The following is a 26120-nucleotide window of genomic DNA, read 5'->3' as shown; positions in this document are numbered from 1 at the left end:
GCGCTGGTCACACCTGTTCGCCCAATGCGAGGTACTTGCTGACCAACTCGGCCTGGATGGCCCATCCCTCACTGTTGGCCTCGTACGCCGAAACCCGCCTTTCGGCCGGGATCGCGTCGAATCCGGATTCGACGATGCGCAACAGCACTCCCCCGTCGGTCTCGGCGAGCGTGAACTCGACGAGCGTGGTGGGTTCGTCCGCATAGTCGGTGTCGGGGTCGACGGCATACGGATGCCAGCGGTAGGCGAAGCGTCGTTGCGGCTCCACCGCCTCGATGTACCACTTGCCGGGCTCGCCCGCGTAGGGCTCTTGCCTTGCCGCCACCGCGTCGTCGACATCGGTCGGTGTCATCACACCGTTGACCGCCTCGCCCGCGACGAACGGGCCGTCGAAGCGCACGCCGAACCACCGGCCGAACTCCTCGGAGTCACTGATCGCGCGCCAGACACGGTCCAGCGGGGCCCGCAGCAGAACTTCTTTTTCGATTCGATCTGTACTCATATATGCAACCTTTCAGTTGCCTTTTACGGTAACCACCAACGCCCATATGCGCAACCTTTTGGTTGCTTCTGGGGTCTAGATTCCCTCGGGATCGGCCGCGAAACCGTCAGCGGCCTTCTGCACCAGCCCGTAAGCGATCCGCGCCCACTCGGGCGTGGCACCGGCCAGCCCGCACGCCGGGGTGACGCCGATGCGGTCGCGTAGCACCTCGCGGGCGAAACCGAGCCGGTCGGTCACCGCCACGGCGGCCTTGGCGACCTCTTCGACCGACGGCCTGCGCTCGGGCGCCGCGGTGGGCACCACCCCGAGCAGCACCGTGCGACCGGAGTCGACGAACTCGCCGATGCCGTCCAGATCTGCTGGGGCGAGGGTCGATACGTCGACGGAGACAGCGTGAACAGCGCTGCGCAACAAGCCTTTCCATGGCAGATCGGGTGCGCAGCTGTGCACGGCGGTCTCAGCACCGACCCGCGCGACACAACCGTCGAGCAGGCTCACGGCGACGGCCTCGTCAACCGGATGCACCGGCGACAGACTGGTCACGCCCGTCAACCGCCCCGCCAGCGCGGCCGGCAACGACGGCTCGTCGAGTTGCACCACCACCGTCGTATCCAGCCGGCGCGCCACCTCCGCGCGGTGCTGTGCCAGCCCCTCGGCCAGGGACGCAGCCAGGTCGCGCAGCGCGCCTGCATCGGTGATGGCCCGGTGCCCGCCGGGCAGTTCCAGCTGAGCGGCCAATGTGACGGGCCCGGGCGCCTGCACCTTCACGACCCGCCCGCTGCCGCGCAGTCCGGCCTTCTCCCAGGCTTCCTCGAGCGCGTCGATGTCCTCGCCCAGCAGGCTCACCGCGCGGCGCAGGGCAGCACTGCGGCCCGGTGCGATGCGATAGCCGCGCGGCACGGTGTCGAGGCCGATATCCACCAGCAGCGCCCCGGCCCTGCCGATCATGTCGGCGCCGACGCCGCGGGCCGGCAGTTCCACCAGATGGGTCAGCGTGTGCAGTTCGCCGACGACGACTTCGGCGGCCTGCCGCGCGGCGGTGCCCGGCCACGACCCGATACCGGTCGCCGCTGCGAAAGCGCTCACGCGCGTGCGATGGTTGCGCTGGCGATGACCTCGTCGCCGTCCGCGTCGGGACGGTAGAGCACCATGGTCTGCCCGGGGGCGACACCACGCAGCGGGGCGCGCAGGTTCAGCACCAACCGCCCGTCGAGCAGCTCGGCCACGGTGTCGGTGATCCCGCCGTGCGCGCGCACCTGGACCCGGCATTCCACCGGCCCGTCGAATGGCACGCCGCTGGTGAAAACCGGGTTCTCCCCCACCAACTGCCGCACTTCGAGATCTTCGGCCGACCCGACGTGAACCGTCCCGGTTTCCGCGTCGATCGCGGTCACGTAGCGCGGCCTGCCGTCGGCCCCGGGGCCCGGGATCCCCAAGCCCTTGCGCTGTCCGATGGTGAAGCCGTGGACGCCGTCGTGTTCGGCGAGCACGGTGCCCTCGGGATCGACCACCGAGCCACGGCGCACACCGATCCGCGCGCCGAGGAACGCCTGGGTGTCTCCCGACGGGATGAAGCAGATGTCGTGGCTGTCCGGCTTGGCGGCCACCGCGAGGCCGCGAGCCGCGGCCTCTTCCCGGATCTGCGGCTTGGGCGTGTCACCGATCGGGAACAACGCATGCCGCAGCTGCTCGGCGGTCAGCACACCCAGCACGTAGGACTGGTCCTTGTCGGCGTCGACCGCGCGGCGCAGCCTGCCGTCCTGCAGGCGCGCGTAATGCCCGGTTGCGACGGCATCGAAACCCAGTGCCAGGGCGCGGGCCGACAATGCGGAGAACTTGATGCGCTCGTTGCATCGCACGCACGGATTCGGGGTCTCACCGCGCGCGTAGGCCTCGACGAAGTCGTCGATCACATCGTCTTTGAACCGGTCTGCGAAATCCCATACGTAGAACGGGATTCCGAGCACATCGGCGACGCGCCGGGCATCACCGGCATCCTCCTTGGAGCAGCATCCGCGTGATCCGGTGCGCAGGGTGCCCGGCGCGGACGACAGCGCCAGATGCACGCCGACGACCTCGTGACCGGCGTCGACCATGCGGGCAGCAGCCACCGACGAATCCACGCCGCCGCTCATCGCGACCAAAACCCTCATGACCGACCCGTTCCCGCGCTCGCCAGCGCAGCCTGCCGAGCCCGCTCCACCGCCGCGGGCAACACCTCCAGCGCAGCGTCAACATCGGCGTCAGTGCTGTTGTGTCCCAACGACAGTCGCAGTGAACCCCGGGCGGTAGCCGAATCGGCGCCCATCGCGATCAGCACGTGGGAGGCCTGGGCCACGCCTGCCGTGCACGCCGAGCCCGTCGAACATTCGATGCCCTTGGCATCGAGCAGCATCAGCAGCGAATCGCCTTCGCAGCCACGGAAAGTGAAGTGGGCGTTGCCGGGAAGCCTGTGCTCGTCAGCGGCACCGTTGACGTAGGTGTCATCGATGGTCGACAACACCCCCTCGATCAGCCGATCCCGCAGCGCACGAACCCGTGCGCTGTTGACCTCCATACCGTCGATCGCCACCTTCGCGGCCGTCGCCATGCCGACCACCCCGGCCACATACGGTGTGCCGGAACGGATATCGCGTTCCTGACCGCCGCCATGCAACAGCGGCACACAGGCCACATCGCGGCGCAGCAGCAGCGCACCGACACCTGCGGGGCCGCCGAACTTGTGCGCGGTCACGCTCATCGCGGCCAGTCCACTGGCACCGAAGTCCACCGGGATCTGACCGACCGCCTGGACCGCGTCGCTGTGCATCGGAACGCCGAACTCCGTGGCGACCGCAGCCAACTCTGCGATCGGCATTATGGTGCCGACTTCGTTGTTGGCCCACATGATCGACACCAGCGCCACGTCGTCGTGCTCGTGCAGCGCTGCCCGCAGGGCGTCAGGCGATACCGCGCCGTCCGCGCCGACCGGCAGCCACGTCACGTCAGCGCCCTCGTGCTCGACCAGCCACTCCACGGCGTCGAGCACCGCGTGGTGTTCGACCGGCGTGGTGACGATCCGCCGGCGCGTGGGCTCAGCGTCATGGCGGGCCCAGTAGATGCCCTTGACCGCGAGGTTGTCGCTTTCGGTGCCGCCCGCGGTGAAGATCACTTCGGAGGGCCGCGCGCCGAGCAGTTGCGCCAGCGTCTCCCGCGATTCCTCCATCCGGCGCCGGGCCAGTCGGCCGGATCCGTGCAGGGACGATGCGTTACCCACGGTGGCCAGCGCAGCGGTCATCGCCTCGATGGCGGCAGGATGCATCGGGGTGGTGGCGGCGTGATCGAGGTAGACCGTCCTACCTGGGGAAGGGGTCATAACGTTCCCAGGATAGCCGCCACCCGGCGAGCGCCCCGAATTGCCGGTCAGGCCACCAGCATGTGAGCGGGTGCGGTCGGCAGAGTCTGCTCGGAACGCACCGCGGCTTCGCAGCGCGCGGCCAGATCGCGACGGTCCTCTCCAGGCAGCTGCAGCGAACCGACGTGCACGTGACACACCGTGCGACGTGCGGTGATGACGCGCCGGACCGACGAAAGCAGGGTGTCCTCCCCGACGAAGGCAGGCACGGTGGACTGGCGGCCGTCGCGGTGCCGGTAGGTCAGCCGCAGCGGCTGCACGGGCCGGGCCGCGTCGATGGCGGCCTGGAACATCGCCGGGCGGAACTGCCCGTAGGCCAGCCCGCACCAGGTGGTGCCCTCGGGGAACGCCACCACGGTGTGGCCCTCGGTCAAGCGCTGCGCGACGGTGTCCACCACAGCGGGCAGCCGGCGCAGGCTGCCCCGGTCGATCGGAATGACCTTCATGATGCGGGCCAGCCGGCCCAGTGCGGGCCACTCGATCAGGTCGGCGCGGGCCACGAAGGACCCCGGCAGCACCGCCCCGATCGTGAAGATGTCCAGCCAGGACACATGGCCACTGACCACCAGCACGCCCTGCAGGTTGCGGATCGGCCCACCCGACACGCTGATGCGCACACCGAAGCACCGCAGCATCATTCGGCAGTAGAACCGCTGGACATGCGAGCGTCCGGGCAGCGGCACGGCCAGGAGCGGCACACCGGGCGCCAGGAGCAGCGCCATGACGATCCGCACGGTGGTGCGGACCCATACGACCGGCCGACGGCCGGTGTCGGCACTGCCTGCCTGCACACAGCTGGCATCACACGAGGCCTTGGGCAGCCACGAGTGCTCGCGGGTCCCGGTTTGTCCGCCCGTGGGGGTGGTCACGACCCCATCCCATCGGCCATATCGGCTGCCGCCGACACAGAACGCAAGCGTTTGAGATAGCGGACGTCGGCCCGGCGCTTGTCGAGCAGGGCCGGGAAGTCGCCCACCCCGAAGTCGGGATCGTGGGCCGGTTCGCCGCACACCTGAGCGCCCAGCCGCAGGTAGCCGCGCATCAGCGGCGGCACCGAGGTGCGCGACGGCGGGTCGATGTCGTCGAGACCCTTGCCGTCGAGCACGACGGGCCGGTACGGGTACACGGTGAACTCCTGCGGCGCAGCGTGGCGGCGGCGCACGAAGTCGCGCACGCCGCGGATCTGGGTGCCGGGAGGGCCGTCGGCAGTGCCCGCCGTCGGCACGGAGACACAGCCGGTGACGTAGTCGTAGCCGCAGCGGTCCAGGTAGGCCAGGATGCCCGCCCACATCAGCAGGACCACAGCGCCGTTACGGTGGTCGCTCCGCACCACAGCGCGGCCCATCTCCACGAGCGACGGGCGCAGCGCGTCGAGACCCGTCACATCGAATTCGGTGGCGGTGTAGAGCCCGCCCGCAGCGATCGCGCCCGGCGGCGGCAGCATGCGGTAGCAGCCGACCAGTTCACCGGAGTCCTCGTCCTGCACCAGCAGGTGATCGCAGTACTCGTCGAACCGGTCGGCGTCCCGGCCATCGATCGCACCGGCCAAGGCGAATCCCGGCTCTGCGGTGAACACGTCGTGACGCAGCCGTTGCGCTGCGTCGATGAGCTCGGCATCGGTGGACAACAACAGCGAATAGCGCGGCGAATCCGCCGACGGGGTAGGACGGTCTGCGGCGATGAGTACAGATGAAGTGCTCATAACCAGCACGGTCGCCCAGCCGGGTCGCCGGATGGCGTCGCCAGCGTGACATGTCCGTGATCGCTAGGTGACGAATTGGACTGGGCGCTCAGTCGTCGAGAAACACCACGTTCTCACTGACCGGATTGCGCGGTGTGTCCAGGTGGTTGGCGGGAAATGCCTCGTCCACGTAACCGATGGAGAGCCCGCACAGGATCGTCAGATCGCTTGGGATATCGAGTTGTTCACGTAGAACGTCGGGATAGAACCCGATCGACACCTGCGCGCAACTACCCAGACCCCGCTCGTTCAACGCCAGCATCAGCGTCTGCAGAAACATCCCGACGCCCATCGCGTCCACATTGCCGAAATCGCGGTGCATGCACACCACCCCGGCAACCGGCGCGTGGAAGAACTCCCAGTTTCGTCGCTGCGCCGCCCAGCGGCCCTCGGCATCGTCACGAGCGATTCCCATGGCGCCGTACACCAGAGCCCCACTCTCCCGGCGCAGGTGGGCGAATCGGGACGGTAGCCCAGCGGTACCCACCGCCGGGGGCGTGGTGTCGACCGCGGTGAGCAGCGCGTCGACCAGACGGACGCGCCGCTCACCGGTGGCGAAGAACACATGCCACGGCTGGGTGTTGGAGTTCGACGGCGCCCGGATCGCCAACGCAAGCGCCTCAAGGAGCAGCTCGCGCGGAACAGGCTTGTCCGGCAAGAACATTCGCGATGATCGCCGCGACCGGACGACGTCGGAGAACTCGGCCATCAGCGGACTCGTCGGTCCTTGCGGGCCTCGAGTTCGTCGTCATCGACCACGACGAGCATCGGTTGGCCGGGCACGCACAGCATGTTGACCAGGAAGCGCAGCGGTACGTCGTCCCGATTGTTGGCGTCGGAGTAGTGGATCACGTCGCCGCCGGGCTCCCAAAACGCCTCGCCCGCCTTGATCACCCGCGGAGCCTCGCCCTCCAGTTCGAAGAGCATCTCTCCTTCCAGCACATAGCCGAATGCGGGTCCGGCGGGATGACGATGTGGCGGCGCCCCGGGTGACCCGGCGGGCCATTCGATGATCGTCGTCATCACCTCGGCGTCGGCCGGAATGAACGGCGGCTTGACCGTCTGGAGCACGGTCATGGCGTCATGCAGCGCTTTTTCACGCTCTGCGGAAATGGTCATGTCAGCGCCCCGCAACCCAGTGGGTTTGGCCGAGAATTCCGTCGTCACCGGTGACGAGGCTGTTGTCGTCGACGGCGGTTCCGAAATAGGTAGCCTGCGGGTCGATCACCACCGGCTTGTCATCACCGCGCTGGGCAAGCACCGCACGGGCCATGTCCGCGAACGACAGCTTCTCGGGTCCACCGATGTTGACGATTCCGTTGAGGGGCGCGGCCTGGGCGGCCTTGGCCACCTCGGCGGCGACATCGTCGACCGAGATCAACTGGATCCGGGCGTCGGGAACGCGCACCTCGTCGCCGACCACGAGGGTGTCGGTGATCGCCTCGGCGAACTCCTGGAACTGGGTGGCGCGCACGATCGTGTACGGCAGGCCGGATTCGGTGATGATCTTCTCCTGGGCCACCTTGGCCCGCATGTACCCGCTGTCGGGTAAGCCGTCTGCCCCGACGATGGACAGCGCGACGTAGTTCCCGACACCCGTCTCCTGCGCGGCGGCGGCCAAGTTGCGTGCGGACGCGGTGAAGAAGTCCATCACCGGTCCGTCGTCGAACGACGGTGAGTTGACGACGTCGACGAGGACCTCGGCGCCGCTGAGCGCCGCCACCAGGCCCTCACCGGTGACGACGTTGGCGCCCGACGACAGGGAGGCAGCCACCACGTCGTGGCCGGCCTCGGTGAGCAACCGCACCACCCGCGAACCGATCTGGCCGCTGGCACCGATCACTGTGATTTTCATTGTGCGAACACCTTTCTCTGGCGTGGTCCCACCACGACGAGGATCCACCCGAACACCTCGCGGCCGGGATCTTCAGCGACCCGGTCACGACATCCAGCCTGGCAGCGCACGGCCGGATTGAAACCCTGGAAAGTTCGTAGTCCTCGGTGGCGTGCAGCGGAATGCGCACAACGAAAAACCCCGGCGCATCGGATGCGCCGGGGTTTTCGTACTACTCGAGAATCAGCCCTTGCGAGCCTGGACGGCCTCGGTGAGCTGCGGGGTGACCTTGAACAGGTCACCGACGATGCCGAGGTCGGCGATCTCGAAGATCGGCGCCTCTTCGTCCTTGTTCACCGCGACGATCGTCTTCGACGTCTGCATGCCTGCGCGGTGCTGGATCGCTCCGGAGATGCCCAGCGCGATGTACAGCTGCGGCGACACGGTCTTACCGGTCTGACCGACCTGGAACTGGCCCGGGTAGTAGCCCGAGTCGACCGCGGCACGCGAGGCACCGACGGCGGCACCGAGCGAGTCGGCGAGCGCCTCGACGATGGCGAAGTTCTCCGCGCTGCCGACGCCACGACCACCGGCGACCACGACAGTGGCCTCGGTGAGTTCGGGGCGGTCGCCGGCCACGGCGGGCTCGCGCTTGGTGATCTTCGTGGCGTTCTCGGCCTGGGCCGGAACCTCGACGTTGACGACCTCACCGGCACCGTCGGCGGGGGCGGCTTCGATCGAGCCGGGGCGCACGGTGATGACCGGGGTGTCGCTGGTGACCTGCGCTTCGACGGTGTACGCGCCACCGAAGATGCTGTGGACGCCCACCGCGCCTCCGCGGACCTCGATCACGTCGACCAGCAGACCCGAACCGATGCGGGCCGCGAGCCGTCCGGCGATCTCCTTGCCATCGGCGCTGGCAGCGATCAGCACGCCTGCAGGCGCAGCCGTCTCGGCCAGTCCGGCGAGCACGTCGACCACGGGGGTGATCAAGTAGTTCTCGGCGTCATCGGACTCGGCGACGTAAATCTTGGCGGCACCGGCGGCCTTAAGGCCGTCTACCAGTGGCGCTGCCGTACCGGGCTTGCCCACCACGACGGCAGCAGGCTCACCCAGCGCGCGAGCGGCGGTGATCAGTTCGGCGGTGACCTTCTTCAGGGCACCTTCGGAGTGCTCGACGAGCACAAGTACTTCAGCCATGGGATTTCTCGTTATGTCTTTCGCGTCTCGTTAGATTCGATGGAAGCAACTGCTAGATGAGTTTCTGAGCCACGAGGTATTCGGCGACCTTGGTACCGCCGTCGCCCTCGTCGGTGACCTTCTCACCCGCGGTCTTCGGCGGCTTCGGGGTCGAAGACAGCACCTTGGACCCGGCGTTGGCGACACCGACCTCGTCGGCCTCGACGCCGATCTCGGCGAGGGTGAGCACGGTGACTTCCTTCTTCTTCGCGGCCATGATGCCCTTGAAGGACGGGAAGCGGGGCTCGTTGATCTTCTCGTTGACGCTGACCACAGCCGGAAGCGGGGCTTCCAGCGTGAAGACACCGTCGTCGGTCTCCCGCTCGGCGGTGACCTTGCCGTCTTCGACCGTCAGCTTGCGCACGTGGGTGAGCTGCGGCAGGCCCAGGTACTCGGCGATGACGGCCGGGACCGCGCCGCCGACGCCGTCGGTGGCCTCGTTACCCGCGATGACCAGCTCGGTGCCCTCGATGGTGCCCAGCGCGCGGGCCAGCACCCACGCCGTCTGGATGACGTCGGAGCCGTGCAGATCGTCATCCTTGAGGTGCACGGCCTTGTCGGCGCCCATGGACAGTGCCTTGCGGATCGCCTCGGTGGCGCGCTCCGGACCGGCGGTCAACACGGTGACGGTGCTGTCGCCACCCTCACGCTCCTTGATCAGCAGCGCTTCTTCGACGGCACGCTCGTTGATCTCGTCGAGCACGGCGTCGGCGGCCTCACGGTCGAGGGTGAAATCGCCGTCGGACAGCTTGCGCTCCGACCAAGTATCTGGGACCTGTTTGATCAGGACCACAATGTTCGTCATGACTCTGGTTCGTCCTCCTAGTGGGGCCGGGGACCGGCCAACCGTTTACGCTTTTGCGACTACCCCATGTTACTAGTCGGTAACTTACGGAGTTCGCAGGAACACCATAGCTGGTCGCGCTAGGTATGCAGTGACCACTATCACACGCATGCAGTAGGGAACCGTTCGCCAGTAGGCCACCAACCGGTCGACTGGGTTAGCCTGCCTTCCAATGAGCACATTTGTTGACGGTCCGGAAGATGCCCTCCCTCTGACAGGCGAGCGGACCATCCCCGGCTTGGCCGAGGAAAATTACTGGTTCCGTCGGCACGAGGTGGTCTACCAGCGGCTGGCCGACCGCTGCGCCGGACGCGACGTGCTCGAGGCCGGCTGCGGCGAGGGCTACGGCGCCGACTTGATCGCCGGTGTCGCCCGCACGGTCATCGGCCTTGACTACGACGAAGCGACGGTCGCCCACGTGCGTGCCCGCTACCCCCGCGTCGACATCCGGCACGGCAACCTTGCCGACCTTCCGTTGGCGGACGGTTCGGTCGACGTCGTGGTCAATTTCCAGGTCATCGAGCACCTCTGGGACCAGGCACAGTTCGTCGCCGAGTGCTATCGCGTGCTGCGGCCCGGCGGCCTGTTCTTGGTGTCGACCCCCAACCGGATCACCTTCTCCCCCGGCCGCGACACCCCGCTCAACCCGTTCCACACCCGTGAACTCAACGCCGCCGAGCTCACCGAACTGCTCGAAGACGCCGGCTTCCACATCGAAGGCGTGTCCGGGGTCTTTCACGGCGCGGGCCTGGCCGCCCTCGATGCCCGCCACGGCGGGTCGATCATCGACGCCCAGGTGGCCCGCGCGGTGGCCGACGCCCCCTGGCCCGAACAACTGCTGGCCGATGTCGCCGCGGTGTCCACCGACGACTTCGACATCACCCCGGCCGCCGAACGCAACATCGATGACAGCCTCGACCTCGTCGCGATCGCGGTACGCCCGTGAGTGCCCCGGCAGCAGAACCGGTGCCGGGGCTGTTCACCCTGGTCCTGCACACCCATCTGCCGTGGCTGGCCCATCACGGCCGGTGGCCGGTGGGCGAGGAGTGGCTCTACCAATCGTGGTCGGCGGCCTACCTGCCGCTGATGCGCGTGCTGCGCACGCTGGCTGCCGAGGACCGCAGCCACCTGCTCACGCTCGGTATGACGCCGGTGGTCACCGCACAGCTCGATGACCCGTACTGCCTGACGGGTATGCATCACTGGCTGGCCAACTGGCAGCTGCGGGCACTGGAAGCCACGACACTGCGCAGCCGGAAAGGACTGCGCGAGTTCGGGATTCGCGAACATGCCGAAGCTGCCACGGCGGTCGATGACTTCACCACCCTGTGGCGGCACGGTGCAGCCCCGCTGCTGCGCGAGCTGATCGACGCCGACACCATCGAACTGCTCGGCGGCCCGCTGGCGCACCCGTTCCAGCCGCTGCTCAACCCGCGGCTGCGCGAGTTCGCGCTGCGCGAGGGGCTCGCCGACGCCCGGGCGCGCTTCGCACACACCCCGCGCGGCATCTGGGCGCCCGAATGCGCCTATGCGCCGGGAATGGAAACCGGTTACGCCGCAGCGGGTGTGGGCCATTTCATGGTCGACGGCCCGTCACTGCACGGCGACACCGCACTGGGCCGCCCGGTCGGTGATTCCGATGTCATCGCCTTCGGGCGAGACCTTCAGGTCAGCTACCGCGTGTGGTCCCCCAAATCCGGCTACCCGGGTCACGCCACCTACCGCGACTTCCACACTTACGACCACACCACCGGCCTCAAACCGGCCCGGGTCACGGGACGCAACGTGGCGTCCGAGGACAAGGCACCTTATGACCCGCAGCGCGCCGACCGCGCCATCGACGACCACGTCGCGGACTTCGTCGCCGTCGTGCGGCGAAGACTGCTCCGCGAGAGCGAGCGCATCGGGAGGCCCGCCCACGTGATCGCGGCATTCGACACCGAGTTGTTCGGACACTGGTGGTACGAGGGCCCGACCTGGCTCGAGCGCGTGCTGCGGGCACTGCCCGAGGCCGGTGTGCGCGTGGGCACGCTCGCCGACGCCAAGGCCGACGGATTCGTCGGCGCCCCGGTCGAATTGCCGCCCAGCTCATGGGGTTCCGGCAAGGACTGGCAGGTGTGGAACGGCGATAAGGTCAGCGACCTCGTGCAGCTCAACGCCGAGGTCGTCGACACCGCCCTGAGCACGGTGGACAAGGCCCTCACCCAGAACGCCGCGGTGGGCTCCCCCACGCCACGGGATCATGTCGCCGACCAGATCCTGCGGGAAACCCTGCTCACGGTGTCCAGCGACTGGCCGTTCATGGTCAGCAAGGACTCGGCGGCCGACTACGCGCGGTACCGCGCACACCTGCACGCCCACGCGACCCGTGAGATCTGTGATGCGCTGGCGTCGGGACGTGGCGAGCACGCGCAGCGATTGGCCGACGGCTGGAACAAGGCCGACGGATTGTTCGGCGCGCTCGACGCCCGCAGGCTTCCCAGATGACCACCCCGCCGAGAAAGCGCACAACCATGAAAATCCTGATGGTGTCGTGGGAGTACCCGCCGGTGGTCGTCGGCGGTCTCGGCAGGCATGTGCATCACCTGGCCACCGCTCTCGTCGCGGCAGGCCATGAAGTCGTCGTACTGAGCCGGCGCCCGTCGGACACCGACCCGAGCACGCATCCGTCGACCGACGAGGTCAGCGAGGGTGTCCGCGTCGTCGCCGCCGCCCAGGACCCGCACGAGTTCGACTTCGGCACCGACATGATGGCCTGGACCCTTGCGATGGGCCACGCGATGGTGCGTGCGGGTCTGCGGATCAAGGACGACGCGGGCGAGCAGTGGCAGCCGGATCTGGTGCACGCCCACGACTGGCTGGTCGCCCATCCGTCTATCGCGCTGGCCGAACACTTCGACGTGCCACTCGTTTCCACCATCCATGCCACCGAAGCCGGCAGGCATTCCGGCTGGGTGTCGGGCCGGATCAGCCGCCAGGTGCACGCGGTGGAGTCCTGGCTGGTGCGTGAATCCGATTCGCTCATCACGTGTTCGGCGTCGATGAGCGACGAGATCACCGAACTGTTCGGGCCCGGGTTGGCCGAGACCCGGGTGATCCGCAACGGGATCGACGCGGCGCTGTGGCCGTTCGCGCGGCGCAGGCCCCGGCAGGGCCCGGCCCAGTTGCTCTACGTGGGTCGCCTGGAGTACGAGAAGGGCGTGCACGACGCGATCGCCGCTCTGCCGCGGATCCGGCGGGCACATCCGGGCACCACGCTGACTGTCGCAGGCGACGGCACCCAGCAGCAGTGGCTCGTCGAAGAGGCCCGAAAGCACAAGGTGCTCAAGGCCACCCGATTCGTCGGACGGCTGGGCCACGACGAGCTGGTGGCCGCGCTGCACACGGCCGACGCCGCCGTGCTGCCCAGCCACTACGAACCGTTCGGCATCGTGGCGCTGGAAGCCGCGGCCACCGGCACCCCGCTGGTCACCTCCAACGTGGGCGGCCTTGGCGAAGCAGTGATCAACGGGCAGACCGGGATGTCGTTCGTGCCGCGGGATGTGGCCGGGCTGGCCGCAGCCGTCCGCGCCGTGCTCGACGATCCTGAGGCCGCGCAGGACCGCGCGATCGCCGCCCGCGACCGGCTGACCTCCGATTTCGACTGGCACACCGTGGCCGCCGAGACCGCCCAGGTGTACCTGGCGGCCAAACGCGGTGTCCGCGAACCACATCCGCGCCGCCCCATCGTCGAGCACGCCCTGCCCGACCGCTGAGCCCGGAAATGATTCGACGGGCGTCGAATCATTTCGCCCCTAGCGTGCGGGTATGGCACTCACACGAGCCGCAGTTCTCACCCTCGTCGCCGCCTACCTGGGCCTGTTCGTCGGGCTGATCGACGCGAACGCCGTCAACCTGGCGCTGCCGACGATCCGCGACGATCTCGGCGGCGGCATCGCAGGCGCCCAGTGGACCATCGACGCCTACAACATCACCTTCGCCGCGGCCCTGTTGACCGCGGGGTCGCTCGGCGACCGCTTCGGCAGGCGCAGGCTGCTGCGGATCGGGTTGACGCTGTTCATCGCCGCCTCGGTGGCGTGTGCGCTGGCACCGGCGCTGCCCGCGCTGCTGGCCGCCCGCGCGGTTCAGGGCCTGGGAGCGGCACTGATGTTGCCGCAGGGCCTGGCCATCACCTCGGCCGCCTTCCCGGACCCCGCGGACCGAGCGCGCTCCACCGCGGCGTGGGCGTTCGCCGCCGCGAGCAGTACCGCGCTCGGCCCCCTGCTTGGTGGAATGTTGGCCGACACGGCGGGCTGGCGGTGGATCTTCTGGATCAACGCACCGGTGGGCGTGCTGGCCCTGATCCTGAGCCTGCGCCATCTGCCCGAATCACGTGACCCGGCCGCCGCCCGCATCGACATACCGGGCCAGTGCCTGGCGATGCTTGGCCTGGCCGCGCTGACGCTGGTGCTTGTCGAGGGACACACCTGGCCGTGGCAACGCATCGTGCCCGTCGCCCTCGTCGCGGCGTGCGCGCTGGCGGCGTTCGTCGGCGTACAGCGCCGCAGCGTCCGGCCGATGCTGCCGCTGGACCTGTTCGGCAGCCGCCGCCTGGTCGGTGCCCTGCTGGCGACCTTCACCATGACCTTCGGTATCTACGGTCTGCTGCTGGTCAACAGTTTCGCGTTCCAGCAGCAACGGGGTCTGACCGCGCTGGCCACCGCGGTGTGGTTCCTGCCGCTGCCCATCACGTACCTGGCGTTGATCCCAGCGGCCAACGGGTTGGCCCGGCGGACCAGCGCGCGGACCGCGATGACCGCCGGCTTGGGGCTGATGGCGGCAGGGCTGCTGCTGTATGCCGCGGTGGGCCCGACGGCGTCGGTGTGGCTGCTGGAACTCTCGCTCGTGCTGGCAGGAGCCGGCCTGGCGCTGAACACCGGGCCAGCCGTGTCGCTGGCGATGTCGGCGATGCCGGTGCAGCGCTCGGGGCTGGGCGCCGGGGTGGTGAATCTGTCCCGGCTCTTGGGTATCACTGTCGGTGTCGCGGTGTTGGGTAGTGCCATGGCGGCCATCGGTGGTGACCTCGGAGTCCGTGTCGCGCTGGTGGTCGGCGGGGTGTGTCAGCTGGCCGGGGCCGCAGCCGCGCTGCGGTTGGCGCGGGGTACCGCAGCCCCGGTGCACAGGAAGGAGACGTCGCATGCGTGATCTCACCGATCTGCCGTCGACCGCGGACGTCGACATCGCCGCGCTGGCCGCACTGCTCGCCGATGCGGCTCGCTGCCGGGTGCTGCTGGCCCTCGACGACGGCCGCGCGCTGCCGGCCAGCGTGCTCGCCGACGAAGCAGGCATCAGCCGCTCGACCGCCAGCAGCCACCTCAACAAGCTGACCGAAGCCGGTCTGCTCACCGTGCAGACCCACGGCAGGCACCGCTATTACCGGCTGGCCGGGCCCGAAATCGGGGAACTGATCGAGCAATTGGGGCGGCTGGCGCCCGCTCGGCCGGTCACCTCACTGCGCGAAGGCACCCGGGCGGCGCGCCTGCGCAGCGCGCGCACCTGCTATGACCACATCGCCGGCCGGCTCGGTGTGCAGATCATGAAGAGCCTCATCGACCAGGACGTGCTGACCGGCGGCGACGGCCAGTTCCACGACGGCGACGCCGACCGGCTGAGCAGTCCTGGACGCGATGTGCCCTACGAACTCACCGCAGCCGGCGCCGACCGCCTGCGCCATATCGGTGTTGAATTGCCAACGGGTTCAAGGCCGCTGGTGCGGTACTGCATCGACTGGACCGAGCAGCGCCACCATTTGGCAGGCGGTCTTGGCCGGGCCGTGCTCGACCGCTTCCTGTCGGCAGGCTGGCTGCGCCGCGCACCGCAGCACCGCGCGCTGAAGGTGACCGAAACCGGTCGCGCCGCGTTGGCCCGCGAGTTCGGCATCGACTGGCCTGCCTGAGGGTCAGTCCGATCCCTGTTGCGGATCGGTCAACGGGGACACCGACCAATTGGACAACTCCGAGGGCCCGAGGATGCGGTGCCGGGTCTGACCCGCCGTGTAGAAGGTGAATTTCGTTGCCCGGTAGCACTGTTCGAAACAGTCGAAGGCTTGGCCGGTCGCGTCGAAGCTGACCCCGCGGATACGCACCACCAGCTCCCCTGGCTCCAGCTCGAGTTGTTCGGACTCCCAGCTGTTGGGTGTGTCGACCTCGAACGCCTGCTCCGTGTACTCGTCGGTGAGCCCGTAGCGCTCCTGCAGGAATCGGTACAGGGACTCGCCTGCGGCCAGCCGGTCCCGATCGATCGAGGGCACCCTGCTCAACGGGAGCACGGCGCGTTCGAGTATCCGGTCCGCGCCCGCACCGATCGTCCTGCGCCGCCAGATCTCCCACGTCGGCTGGCCCCCGTCGACACCGAGTGCTGCGGCGATCGTCGTGCTGGGCAGGCCGACCGACATCGTGATCAAGGCAGTGGTCACCGACGGGGATCGGCCCTGGGTGTCGGTCAGCGTCTGCAGCAGTTCACCCGGCCGTGTCGGGTCTGCGCCGATACGCGGTTCGGCCACAAAGGTCCCCAGCCCCTGATGCCGGTGGATGCGGCCGGCCCGCTCCAGCTCATCGAGCGCGCGGCGCACGGAAATGGTACTGACATCGGCGATCTCGGCGAGCTCGGTGGTCGAGGGCAAACGATCACCGGGACGTAGATCGCGTTCGGCCATGATGCTGAGGACCAGTTCCTGCACCTGTTGGTAGCGGAGCTTCCGGTCACCCGCCGCCGGGCTGCTCCCCTTTGGTGTCGACATCTGGCCTCCCCAGTCTCGGTCGGTGACCGATAACGCACCGCTCGCACCTTGCATACTAACTATGCATCCCTGTCAGCGAGCTGATAATCCGTGCTAAACAGCGGTTAGGACGGGTTATAAGAGAAATTTTCGCGAAACACACACGTCATCACGCGATCACAGACATACTCACAATACTGTGTATGCACAGTGATGGCACTGGCTCCGCACCCGAAGGAGAATCCCGGCGATGCACAAGATTGACCGACGCAGCTTCCTGCGCAACTCGGCGGTGGTCGCCGCAGCTCTCGGCGGCGCGGCGGCACTGGCCGCGTGCGCGCCCGAGACCGCGACGCACACCGTGCTGCGGGTCGGATCGACGACGGACATCGACTCGCTGAACCCGTTCACCGCCTTCTCCACCCAGTCCTATGACGTATTCCAACTGCTCTACGACAAGCTGATGGAGTACGACGCGGATCTGAACGTCAAGCCGTCACTGGCGACCGACGTCAAGGTCGAAGACGGCGGGAAGACCTACACGTACACCCTGCGCGACGGCGTCAAGTGGCAGGACGGCAACCCCTTCACGGCCGACGATGTCGTGTTCACCCTGCTGATGGTCAGAGACAACGACTACGGCACCTACGGCGCGTACTTCAAAGATCTCGTCGACGCGACAAGCACGGGAAACACCGTGCGACTGACGTATTCGCGTCCTCAGACCCTGGATCCCGGAGTCATCACGCCGATCGTCCCCAAACACATCTGGTCCGGCGTCAACAAGAACGACCTGCCCCGGTTCGCCAACGACAAACCGGTGGGCACCGGGCCGTTCATCTTCGATTCATGGCAGAAGGGCAACACCGTCACCGTCACCCGCAACGACAACTGGTGGGGCGCCAAGCCGGCCGCACAGAAGGTGACCTGGACGAAGTTCGGCAGCGACGATATCGTCACGCAGGCGCTGCGCACCGGCGACATCGATATCGTCGCCGAGATCCCACCCACCATCTTCGGCGGACTCAAAGATGCGGCCAATGTCAAAACCGGTGACCTGGAATCGTTTTCGTTCCACATGATCGGTTTCAACTGTTCCACCGAGCCGAACTCGAAGGGCAACCGGATCCTGCTCGACCCGGTGGTACGCCAGGCGCTGAGCTGCGCGGTCAGCCGCCAACAGCTCGTCGAACTCGCTCTGTCGGGCTATGGCGAGCCGGGTACCGGGCTGCTGCCCGTGGCATTCGGCGACTTTCACTACGTCCCGGCCGCAACAGAGGTGCTGGACAACAACCAGGACAAGGCCCGCAAGCTTCTCGACGACGCAGGCTACATCGACCGCAACGGCGACGGTATCCGCGAGTCGAAAGACGGTACCCCACTGAACTTCAGGATCCTCGCCATCGCCGACACCGCCGTCGACGTGAAAGCAGCCGAGCTGTTCATCACGGCCGCCAAGGCGGTCGGTGTCGGCGTGAAGCTGTCCACCACCGACGCCGACGCCATGGGCAGCACGGTGTTCAACACCCAGGGACCCGATTGGGACATCGTGGTGTGGGGCTGGGATTCGGAGATGTACGACCCGTCCTATCTGCTGGGGATCGCCACCACCGACCAGATCGGCGGAAACAACGACACCTATTGGAGCAACCCGAGATACGACGAGCTCTATGAGCAGCAACGCACCACGATCGACCGCGGCCAGCGGATCAAGCTTGTCCAGGAGATGCAGGCGATCCACTACGCCAGCTGTCCCTACATCGTGATGTGGTACCAGAAGAAGCTCACCGGCACCCGAACCGACACCTGGACCGACTGGCAACCCATCAAGGGTGGCATGGTGCTGAACTTCCCGCGGGTCAACTACGTCGACGTGAAACCGGCCTGAGGCGGGCCCCGAGGAGATGCTGCGTTATCTCGCAACGAAACTGACGTATCTGAGTCTCACCCTCGTCGCGGTCCTGATCACCAACTTCCTGATCTTCCACCTGATGCCCGGTGACCCGGTCACCCACATCGCACGCGGCCAGCACCTCGACGCCGCGGCGATAGCCAGGCTCCGTACGTACTACGGGCTGGACCGACCGCTCAGTTCGCAGTTCGTCACCTACGTCACCCACCTGTTGCACGGCGAGTTCGGGTACTCGTACTCCTACTCGGCCCCCGTCGGCCCCATCGTGGGCGACGCACTGGTCAACACCGTGATCCTGGTGACGGTCTCGACCGTGCTGGTGGTCGCCCTCGGGGTGGTGATCGGGGTTTTCGCCGCGGCACGCCGTGGCACGCGATCGGACCGTGGGCTGGTGGTGGGATCTCTCGTGTTCTGGAGCCTGCCCACGTTCTGGGTCGGCATGTTGCTCATCTTCGTGTTTGCGGTCGCGCTGAACTGGCTGCCCATCGCCGGGATGTACACCGCCGATGCGATCTATCCCACGATGTTCACCCGAATCGCCGACCTGGCACGGCATCTGATCCTTCCGACGGCCGCGATGGTCATGGTCGACATGGCGCAGTTCGTCCTGATCACCCGTAGCTCTCTGCTGAACACACTCTCGGAGGACTTCATGACCACGGCACGCGCCAAGGGTCTGCACCCGCGCCGCGTGCTCTGGCGGCACGGTGTGCGCAATGCACTGCTCCCCGTCGCTACCGCGACCACCTTGTACGCCAGCGCCACCGTCGGCGGCACCATCCAGGTCGAGACGGTCTTCTCGTGGCCCGGCATGGGTCAATTGATCTATCTGTCGGTGGTGCGGCGCGACTACCCCGTGATGGAGGCGTGCTTCCTGCTGTTCGCCGTCGTGGTGGTGCTGGCCAACTTCGCCAGCGACGTCATCTATCGCGCACTGGACCCGAGGGTGAGGCTGACATGACCGAGGTGAGCATCCCGGCAGGAACAACCAGCTCCGGCTGGCGTGACGTCGCAACCCAGTTGTGGCATGACACCATGGGACGCACCGGTGTGCTCATGGCAGCCGCGGTGGTCATGCTCGCCGTTGTCGGGCCGCTGGTGGCTCCCTACGACCGCGGCGCGGTCGCCGAGTCCCGCACCGGAATCCTGCAGCCGCCCAGTGCAGGTCATCTGCTGGGTACCGACGAACTCGGCCGCGACGTACTGCGTCAGGTGCTCGCAGGCACTCCCATCTCGTTGGAGATCGGCCTCATCGCCACACTCGTGACGGTTCTCATCGGCACCGTCGTGGGCGTCCTCGCGGGCTGGTTCACGGGATTCGTCGACGCCGTCCTGATGCGCGTCACCGACTTCTTCCTGGTGCTGCCCAACCTGCCGCTCATGATCGCGCTCGGAGCGATTGTGGGACAGAGCCTTCCGATGATCGTCCTCGTCATCGCGGTGACGAGCTGGCCGCCCACGGCCCGCATCGTGCGGTCCCAGACCCTGGCGCTACGGGAACGCGAGGTCGTCGCGCGGGCCCGCACCGTCGGCCTGTCAGCACCGGCGATCCTGCGCAAACTGATCCTGCCCGGCGTCGCTGCACTCGTGATCGCGAATGCCGTCTTGGTGATCGCCGGATCCATCCTGGCCGAGGCCACGCTGTCGTTCCTCGGACTCGGTGATCCGTCGCGCACATCGTGGGGCCAGGTACTGCACAACGCCTTCGTATCCGGCGCCGTCGGCAGCGGTTACTGGTGGTATTTCCTACCCCCGGGTGTCGGCATCGTCGTTGTGGTGCTGGCGTTCTCGCTCATCGGCCAAGCGCTCGAACACATTCTCAATCCGAAACTGGCGGCGACCACATGAACCTGCTTGAGATTCGCAACTTGTCGGTGACGTACCGATCCGCAGTCGACGAGGTCCGGGCCGTCGACCGCATCGACCTCGACGTCGACACCGGCGAGGTCGTCGGGCTGGCCGGGGAATCCGGCTGTGGCAAAAGCACATTGGCACTGGCGGTGGCGCAATTGCTGCCCCGTGGTGCGCAGGTGACCGCCGACCGGATGCAGTTGGGCGCCACCGACCTGCTCGCCGTTGACGAGGACGGGCTGCGCAGGCTGCGCTGGAGCCGGTTGTCCATGGTGTTCCAAGGCGCGATGAACGGTTTCAATCCCGTCATGCCCATCGGCGCCCAGATCGCCGAGGCCATCCGGACACACCGTCCGCACACCGGTAAGCGCGAGATCCGCGCCCGCGTCGCCGAACTGCTCGGCGAGGTCGGCATCGCCCCAGGCCGGGCCGCGGACTACCCACACCAGTTCTCGGGCGGCATGAAACAGCGGGCGATGATCGCGATGGCCCTCGCCTGCGATCCGGAGCTGGTGATCGCCGACGAACCGACCACGGCGCTCGATGTCATGACGCAGGCCCAGATCCTTGAGCTCATCCGGCGTCTCGCAGACGAACTGGACCTTGCGATGCTGGTGATCTCGCACGATCTGATGGTGCTCGGCGAATTGTGCGACCGGGCCGCCGTGATGTACGCCGGCCGTATCGTCGAACGCGGGCAGGCCGACGAGGTGTTGACCCACACCGCGGTCACCGGGCCGGCGCACCCCTACACCCGGCAGTTGCTGGCATGCTTTCCGCGCCCCGGGGCGGGTGCCGCGTCGATCAGCGGAATACCCGGAAGCCCACCGGATCTCGCCCATCCTCCGGACGGGTGCCGGTTCCGCGCCCGCTGCGAGGTGCCACTCCCGGCGTGCGCCACCGAGGACCCGGCATTGCGTCCCGTGGCCACCGCCGCCACCCATGTCGCCGCGTGCCACCGGGTGTCAGAGACCGCGACGCTTGCGCTGGGGGTGGCCCGATGACCGCATCGACCACCGGCGGTCCGGTCGCCGAGATCACCGATCTGCACGTGCACTTCCCGATCCGGCACGGCCGGCGTCGACTGCTGGCCCGAGCCGTCGACGGCGTCGACCTGACCATCGATGAGCGGGAGATCGTCGCACTCGTCGGCGAATCCGGTTGCGGCAAAACCACGATCGCGCGCACCATCATGCGCCTGGCCGAGGCGACATCGGGTTCGGTCGCCATCGGCGGCGTCGACATCACCCATCTCAGCGGCCGGAAGCTGCGTACGATGCGGCGCGACTTTCAGATGATCTTCCAGGATCCCTTCGAGAGCCTGCCCGCCAATTCGACCGCATTCGATCTGGTGGCAGAGGGGGTGGCGATCCACCGCCACGGCATCGATGCCGCCGCGCGGCGCCAGGCGACTCTGGCCGCACTGGCCGCGTGCGGCCTGCCGGAGTCGGTCGCCGGGCGGCGCATGTTCGAACTGTCCGGCGGCCAGCGCCAACGGGTCGCCATCGCGTCGGCGGTGGCCGTCGAACCTCGATTGCTTGTCGCCGACGAACCGGTGTCCATGCTCGACGTGTCACTGCGGGCCGGCATCCTGCGAGTGTTGCTGGATCTGCGGGAACGCCTCGGTATCGCAACGCTTTTCATCACTCACGACTTGGCGCTGGCCGGCGTGTTCGCCGACCGCGTTGCGGTGTTGTACCTGGGCCGCATCGTCGAGCAGGGCGTGGGGACCGAGGTGATCGCCAACCCGGCCCATCCCTATACCCGCGCGCTGGTCGACGTGATGCCCAGACCCGACGGCAGGCGCACCGCCCGCACGCTGCTCGCCGGTGAGCCGCCCAACCCCACAACCGAGATCACCGGGTGCCGGTTCGCTGCCCGCTGCCCACTGTTTCAGACGCTCGGATCGCCCGAGCGCTGTACCACCGAATCACCGGCGCTGCGCTCGATCAGTGCCGATCACGCTGTGGCGTGCCACTTCTGGGACACCAGAGTTCTGACAACAGCTAAGGAGAACATCGCATGACTGCCAGCCGAGAAGAAGTGATCCAGCTGCTCGACAGCCTGGTTCGCATTGATTCTGTGACGCCGTGGCTGATCCCGGGAGGCGCGGGCGAGGGCGAGGTCGCCCGGTTCATGCAACGCTGGCTGACCGCAGCCGGGCTGGACGTCACCCTGGAGGAAGTCGAGCCGGGCCGCCCGAATGTGCTGGCGTGGCTGCGGGGTACCGCACCGGGGCCCACGATCTGTCTGACCGCCCACAGCGACACTGTGGGGTATGCGGCCTGGCCCGATCGCGCGTTGTCCCCGGTAGTCGAGGGCGACCGCATGATCGGCGTCGGAGTGGCCGACGACAAGGGCGGCTGCGCGGCCGCGATGCTGGCCGCTGCGGAACTGGTGCGGTCCGGAACACCCTTGGCGGGCAATGTGCTGGTCGCGCTGGCGATCGACGAGGAAGGCGTCAGCATCGGCACCGAGCACCTCGTCGCCCACCACGCCGACGAGATCGATCTGGCGATCGAACTGGAACCCGAAGGCTCTCACCTGATTTTCGGTGAGCACCAGGGTTTCGGCTGGATCGACATCGTGGTGTTCGGCGAACCCGCCCACGGTTCGGCACCCGACAAGGGCGTCGACGCCATCGTGCATATGGCCGAGGTCATCACGCGCCTGCACCGCCTCGACGAGACGCGGTGGAAGCCCCATCCCGATCCGCGCAACGGCCGCACGGTGTTTCACACCGGCACGATTGCCGGTGGCACCGACTACGCGACGTATCCCTCCGAAGTGGTGCTCGGCATCGAGATCGGCACGCAGCCCGGGGAGACACTGGCCGACCGGGTGGCAGAGATCGAGGCGATCTTCGACGAGGTCAAGGCTGTCGAGCCACGTTTCCGCGGCGAGGTTCGGGTGCGGCTGGACCGCGACCCGTTCACAGGCGCGGGCAACGACGCGCTGCTCACTGCCCTGGCCGACGCCACCGAAGCCGTCAACGGAACCCGGGCCGAGATCACGGGGCTCAACGCGTGGACCGACGCGGCACTGCTGCAGAGCGCCGGCATCCCGACGGTGCTGTTCGGCCCCGAAGGGGGCAACTACCACGCCGCCGAAGAGTGGGTGTCGATTCCCGATGTGATCGCGACAGCCGAGATCCTGCGCCGCACCGTCGTCACCCTCATCGGGGTACCCGAACCGGCCACGTCCCCATCCTGATCAATAAACCGCCGAGAAACCAAGGAAACCAATGACATTCACCGAGGCGTTCAACGTTCGCACGCCCAACACCCGCGCCTTGTTCGAACGTGCGAAACGCACCATTCCCGGCGGGGCGGGCTCGACCGCGCGGTTGCCTCGCAACGGGTGGAAACCGTCGCCGCTGTTCATGGCCGAAGGGACCGGGTCCCGCCTCACCGACGTGGACGGCAACACTTACATCGACTACCTGCTGGGCCTGGGCCCGATGATCCTCGGGCACCGCCACCCGGGTGTGACCGCCGCCGTGCAGCGCGCGATCGCCGAGTACGGCACCTGCTTCGGCCTGCCCTACGAACTGGAGATCGAAGCGGCGGAGAAGGTCGTCGCCGCGGTTCCCGGTATCGAGCAGGTGCGGTTCACCAACTCCGGTTCTGAAGCGGTCGGCACCGCCGTGCGGTTGGCGCGGGCCACCACCGGCCGGCGGTTGATCGTCCGGTTCGAAGGCCACTACCACGGCTGGCAGGACACCGTGTACTGGTCCAACCATGTCGACGTGGACCTCGCCGGCCCCGCCGATCACCCGCGCCCGGTCGCCATGGGACCCGGTGTTCCGGCCGAACTCGGCGGCACCCTGGAGGTGCTCACCTGGAACGACCCCGAGAGCTTCGTGAAGCTCATGGACCGCCGCGGCGACGAGGTGGCGGCGGTGCTCACCGAGCCGGCAGTGTTCAACACCGGCTGCATCCTGCCCGAGCCCGGGTACCTGGAGTTGCTGCGCAGTGAGACCCGTAAGCACGGCGCGATGCTCATCTTCGACGAGGTGATCACCGGCTTCCGGTTCGCGCGCGGCGGCGCCCAGGAGTGGTTCGGGGTGCTGCCCGATCTGACGACCCTCGCCAAGGGCCTGGGCGGCGGATTCCCCGTCGCGGCTGTCGGTGGCACCACGGAGGCGATGAGACTCGTTGCCGCAGGCAAGTATTCGCACTCAGGTACGTACAACGCCAACGTCGTGCAATGTGCCGCGGTGTCAGCCACCATGGATGTGCTGGCCGAGCCCGGACTCTACGAACGGCAGCGCGCCCTGGGCTACCGGCTTGCCGAGGGGCTCTCGACCCTGGCTGCAGACCGGGGTTTGGACGCCTACGTCGAGGGCCTGGGAACCGTGTTCCAGCTGTGGTTCGCCGACGGCCCGATCCGCAACTGGCGCGACGCGGTGGCCCACGCCGACGAGGACCTGTTCACCCGGTGGTATCAGGAGATGCTGCTGCGCGGCGTGCTGTTCCACCCGCTGCAGTTCGAAAACCTTTTCGTCTCACTGGTACACGACGATCGCGACATCGACGAGACGCTCAACGCCGCTGCCGACGCGTTGTCCGTCGTGGCCACCGGCCGCCGTGCGGTGCACACGGCGTGAACGGCGAGCGGGTTCACCTCGGGATCGATCTCGGCACCTCGTCACTGAAGGTCGTCGCGGTCGGCCCCGACGGTGAGATCTGCGCTGCCGCGCGCGGCGACTACGCCACAGCCCGGCCGGAACCCCTTGCCGCCGAACAGAATTCGCAGGACTGGTGGGCCGCGCTGGCAGCCGCGCTGGCCGAGGTCGCCGCCTCGGCACCGGTGCAACACTGGGCGGGCATCGGCCTGTCGGCGATGCTGCCCACGCTGGTGGCGCTCGACGCCGCAGGAGCTCCGACGGGGCCGGCGATCACCTGGGAGGATGGGCGCGCCGAACCCGAAGCCGAGCTGCTGCGCGCCGCGATCGGCGACGACCGGCTCTACCAGCTCACCGGGCAACGTGTCGACGGTCGTTACCTGGCGCCCATGCATCGGCGCCTCGACAGACAGGGCCGTGGCGGCGTAATGGCAGCATCCGCCAAGGATGTGCTCTATGCACAGCTCACCGGCGAGTTGCTGACGGATCCGAGCACCGCAGCCGGCACCGGCGTGTTCGACCTTGACCACTGCGCCTGGGACCCCGAATTGATGGTCGCGGCAGAGGTTCCCGGCCTGCCCCCGGTCGCACCCTCGGCCACCGTCGCGCCGCTGTCGCCGCAGTGGCACGCAGCGTTGGGCATCGCTGACGAGGTGCCGGTGGTGCTCGGGGCGGCCGACTCGGTGCTCGGCGCGTTCGGTATCGGCGCACGCACCCATGGCGACGTCGCAGTCATCGCCGGGACAAGCGCAGTCGTGCTGGGCATTTCGGACCGGGCGGTGCGCGATCCGCTGCGGCGCTACCTGCTGACACCGCTTGCCGGCAACGGGTGGGGCCTGGAGATGGACGTTCTGGCCGTCGGTTCGGCGTTCGGCGGTATCGCCCGACTCCTCGGCCTGGCTGGCGGCCCGGCCGAATTGCTGGACGCGGCAGGCACCGTGGCGCTCGACGACACACCGGTGTTCCTGCCGTATCTCACCCCCGGCGAGCAAGGGGCCCTGTGGGACCCCGAACTGACCGGCACGTTGCACGGGCTCAACCTGTCCATGGGAGCCGCTCATGTCGGGCGGGCGCTGCTGACCGGAGTCGTCGTGGAATTGCGACGGGCGATCGCGATCGCCGAAACCGCCACCGGTCGACGGGGTCCGGTGCTCCTCGGTGGCGGGGCGGCCGCCAGTCCCCTGCTGTGGCAGGACCTCGCCGATGCCACCGGACGCGACGTGCTGGTGGATGCGGCCAGCAGGGATCATTCCGCGATCGGCGCCGCGGTGTTCGCCGCGCAGACTCTCGGCCGGCCGATCAACCATCAACCGCAACTGCACCGCGTGTCACCGCGACCGGCACAGGCTGCCAGGTGGGCCCGGGCAGCGGACCGTCATGACGCATTGCGCGCCGCACTCGGAGGTATCGAACTGTGAC

General features: G+C 67.9%; 25 protein-coding genes. 13 read left to right on the top strand and 12 right to left on the bottom strand.

What is annotated here, in order from left to right:
* Nucleotides 1-7: 7 nt before the first annotated feature.
* The 11 genes from A5784_RS27870 to A5784_RS27820 all read right to left on the bottom strand — a co-directional run bounded on the left by A5784_RS27870 (nt 8) and on the right by A5784_RS27820 (nt 9515).
* Complete coding sequence (locus tag A5784_RS27870; RefSeq protein WP_064948106.1) at nt 8-502, bottom strand: SRPBCC family protein; 495 nt, start codon at nt 500-502, stop codon at nt 8-10.
* A gap of 75 nt (nt 503-577) precedes the next feature.
* Nucleotides 578-1588: a uroporphyrinogen decarboxylase/cobalamine-independent methonine synthase family protein gene (locus A5784_RS27865; protein ID WP_064948105.1), complete on the bottom strand. Its 1011-nt coding sequence runs from the start codon at nt 1586-1588 to the stop codon at nt 578-580.
* On the bottom strand, nt 1585-2655 hold the full coding sequence (gene mnmA / locus A5784_RS27860) for a tRNA 2-thiouridine(34) synthase MnmA (protein WP_064948104.1): 1071 nt from the start codon (nt 2653-2655) through the stop codon (nt 1585-1587). Before mnmA ends, A5784_RS27865 begins: the two co-directional genes overlap by 4 nt.
* Nucleotides 2652-3857 (bottom strand): cysteine desulfurase family protein, encoded by a 1206-nt coding sequence (locus tag A5784_RS27855; protein ID WP_064948103.1) that lies wholly within the window; start codon nt 3855-3857, stop codon nt 2652-2654. The genes mnmA and A5784_RS27855 overlap by 4 nt, the downstream gene beginning before the upstream one ends.
* A 47-nt stretch (nt 3858-3904) precedes the next feature.
* Nucleotides 3905-4765 (bottom strand): lysophospholipid acyltransferase family protein, encoded by an 861-nt coding sequence (locus A5784_RS27850; RefSeq protein WP_064948102.1) that lies wholly within the window; start codon nt 4763-4765, stop codon nt 3905-3907.
* Nucleotides 4762-5598, bottom strand: coding sequence for a GNAT family N-acetyltransferase (locus tag A5784_RS27845; protein ID WP_064948101.1), 837 nt, complete (start codon nt 5596-5598; stop codon nt 4762-4764). The genes A5784_RS27850 and A5784_RS27845 overlap by 4 nt, the downstream gene beginning before the upstream one ends.
* An 88-nt stretch (nt 5599-5686) precedes the next feature.
* Nucleotides 5687-6346: a nitroreductase gene (locus A5784_RS27840; RefSeq protein WP_064948100.1), complete on the bottom strand. Its 660-nt coding sequence runs from the start codon at nt 6344-6346 to the stop codon at nt 5687-5689.
* Nucleotides 6346-6756, bottom strand: coding sequence for a cupin domain-containing protein (locus A5784_RS27835; protein ID WP_062831232.1), 411 nt, complete (start codon nt 6754-6756; stop codon nt 6346-6348). Before A5784_RS27835 ends, A5784_RS27840 begins: the two co-directional genes overlap by 1 nt.
* A 1-nt stretch (nt 6757) precedes the next feature.
* Nucleotides 6758-7492 carry an SDR family oxidoreductase gene (locus tag A5784_RS27830; RefSeq protein WP_064948099.1) on the bottom strand — a complete coding sequence of 245 codons (735 nt, stop codon included), beginning with the start codon at nt 7490-7492 and terminating at the stop codon, nt 6758-6760.
* 222 nt (nt 7493-7714) lie between these two features.
* Entirely contained in the window at nt 7715-8671 is a 957-nt protein-coding gene (locus A5784_RS27825) for an electron transfer flavoprotein subunit alpha/FixB family protein (RefSeq protein WP_064948098.1), read from the bottom strand.
* A 52-nt stretch (nt 8672-8723) separates the two neighbouring features.
* Complete coding sequence (locus A5784_RS27820) at nt 8724-9515, bottom strand: electron transfer flavoprotein subunit beta/FixA family protein (protein WP_064948097.1); 792 nt, start codon at nt 9513-9515, stop codon at nt 8724-8726.
* Between the two features lie 211 nt (nt 9516-9726).
* Between A5784_RS27820 and A5784_RS27815 the strand changes: the two genes are divergently transcribed.
* Genes A5784_RS27815 through A5784_RS27795 form a run of 5 tightly spaced genes read left to right on the top strand, consistent with a single transcriptional unit; the run spans nt 9727 to nt 15489 of the window.
* A complete protein-coding gene (locus A5784_RS27815; RefSeq protein ID WP_064948096.1) occupies nt 9727-10500 on the top strand; it encodes a class I SAM-dependent methyltransferase in 774 nt (257 codons plus the stop codon).
* Nucleotides 10497-12041 (top strand): 1,4-alpha-glucan branching protein domain-containing protein, encoded by a 1545-nt coding sequence (locus A5784_RS27810; protein WP_064948095.1) that lies wholly within the window; start codon nt 10497-10499, stop codon nt 12039-12041. Before A5784_RS27815 ends, A5784_RS27810 begins: the two co-directional genes overlap by 4 nt.
* Nucleotides 12042-12067: 26 nt before the next feature.
* A complete protein-coding gene (locus A5784_RS27805) occupies nt 12068-13309 on the top strand; it encodes a glycosyltransferase family 4 protein (protein WP_064948150.1) in 1242 nt (413 codons plus the stop codon).
* Nucleotides 13310-13361: 52 nt separating this feature from the next.
* Nucleotides 13362-14738, top strand: a complete 1377-nt coding sequence (locus A5784_RS27800) for an MFS transporter (protein WP_064948094.1) — start codon at nt 13362-13364, stop codon at nt 14736-14738.
* Entirely contained in the window at nt 14731-15489 is a 759-nt protein-coding gene (locus A5784_RS27795; RefSeq protein ID WP_064948093.1) for an ArsR/SmtB family transcription factor, read from the top strand. Before A5784_RS27800 ends, A5784_RS27795 begins: the two co-directional genes overlap by 8 nt.
* A 3-nt stretch (nt 15490-15492) precedes the next feature.
* On the opposite strand, the gene A5784_RS27790 is transcribed toward A5784_RS27795, so the two are convergent.
* On the bottom strand, nt 15493-16332 hold the full coding sequence (locus A5784_RS27790) for a GntR family transcriptional regulator (RefSeq protein WP_064948092.1): 840 nt from the start codon (nt 16330-16332) through the stop codon (nt 15493-15495).
* Nucleotides 16333-16561: 229 nt separating this feature from the next.
* Between A5784_RS27790 and A5784_RS27785 the strand changes: the two genes are divergently transcribed.
* Genes A5784_RS27785 through A5784_RS27750 form a run of 8 tightly spaced genes read left to right on the top strand, consistent with a single transcriptional unit; the run spans nt 16562 to nt 26119 of the window.
* On the top strand, nt 16562-18199 hold the full coding sequence (locus A5784_RS27785; protein WP_064948091.1) for an ABC transporter substrate-binding protein: 1638 nt from the start codon (nt 16562-16564) through the stop codon (nt 18197-18199).
* Between the two features lie 16 nt (nt 18200-18215).
* The gene (locus A5784_RS27780; RefSeq protein WP_064948090.1) at nt 18216-19184 is read left to right on the top strand and encodes an ABC transporter permease; all 969 of its coding nucleotides are present in this window, start codon (nt 18216-18218) and stop codon (nt 19182-19184) included.
* Complete coding sequence (locus A5784_RS27775) at nt 19181-20071, top strand: ABC transporter permease (protein ID WP_064948089.1); 891 nt, start codon at nt 19181-19183, stop codon at nt 20069-20071. Before A5784_RS27780 ends, A5784_RS27775 begins: the two co-directional genes overlap by 4 nt.
* On the top strand, nt 20068-21078 hold the full coding sequence (locus tag A5784_RS27770) for an ABC transporter ATP-binding protein (protein ID WP_064948088.1): 1011 nt from the start codon (nt 20068-20070) through the stop codon (nt 21076-21078). Before A5784_RS27775 ends, A5784_RS27770 begins: the two co-directional genes overlap by 4 nt.
* A complete protein-coding gene (locus A5784_RS27765) occupies nt 21075-22100 on the top strand; it encodes an oligopeptide/dipeptide ABC transporter ATP-binding protein (protein ID WP_064948087.1) in 1026 nt (341 codons plus the stop codon). The genes A5784_RS27770 and A5784_RS27765 overlap by 4 nt, the downstream gene beginning before the upstream one ends.
* Entirely contained in the window at nt 22097-23287 is a 1191-nt protein-coding gene (locus A5784_RS27760) for a M20 family metallopeptidase (RefSeq protein WP_064948086.1), read from the top strand. Before A5784_RS27765 ends, A5784_RS27760 begins: the two co-directional genes overlap by 4 nt.
* 31 nt (nt 23288-23318) lie before the next feature.
* Entirely contained in the window at nt 23319-24683 is a 1365-nt protein-coding gene (locus tag A5784_RS27755; protein ID WP_064948085.1) for an aspartate aminotransferase family protein, read from the top strand.
* On the top strand, nt 24680-26119 hold the full coding sequence (locus A5784_RS27750; RefSeq protein WP_064948084.1) for a xylulokinase: 1440 nt from the start codon (nt 24680-24682) through the stop codon (nt 26117-26119). Before A5784_RS27755 ends, A5784_RS27750 begins: the two co-directional genes overlap by 4 nt.
* The last annotated feature ends 1 nt before the right edge of the window (nt 26120 follow it).

Source organism: Mycobacterium sp. 852013-50091_SCH5140682, assembly GCF_001665685.1.
Taxonomy (GTDB): domain Bacteria; phylum Actinomycetota; class Actinomycetes; order Mycobacteriales; family Mycobacteriaceae; genus Mycobacterium.
Note: the sequence above shows the minus strand (reverse complement) of the source record. Positions and strands in the feature narration are given on the sequence as shown.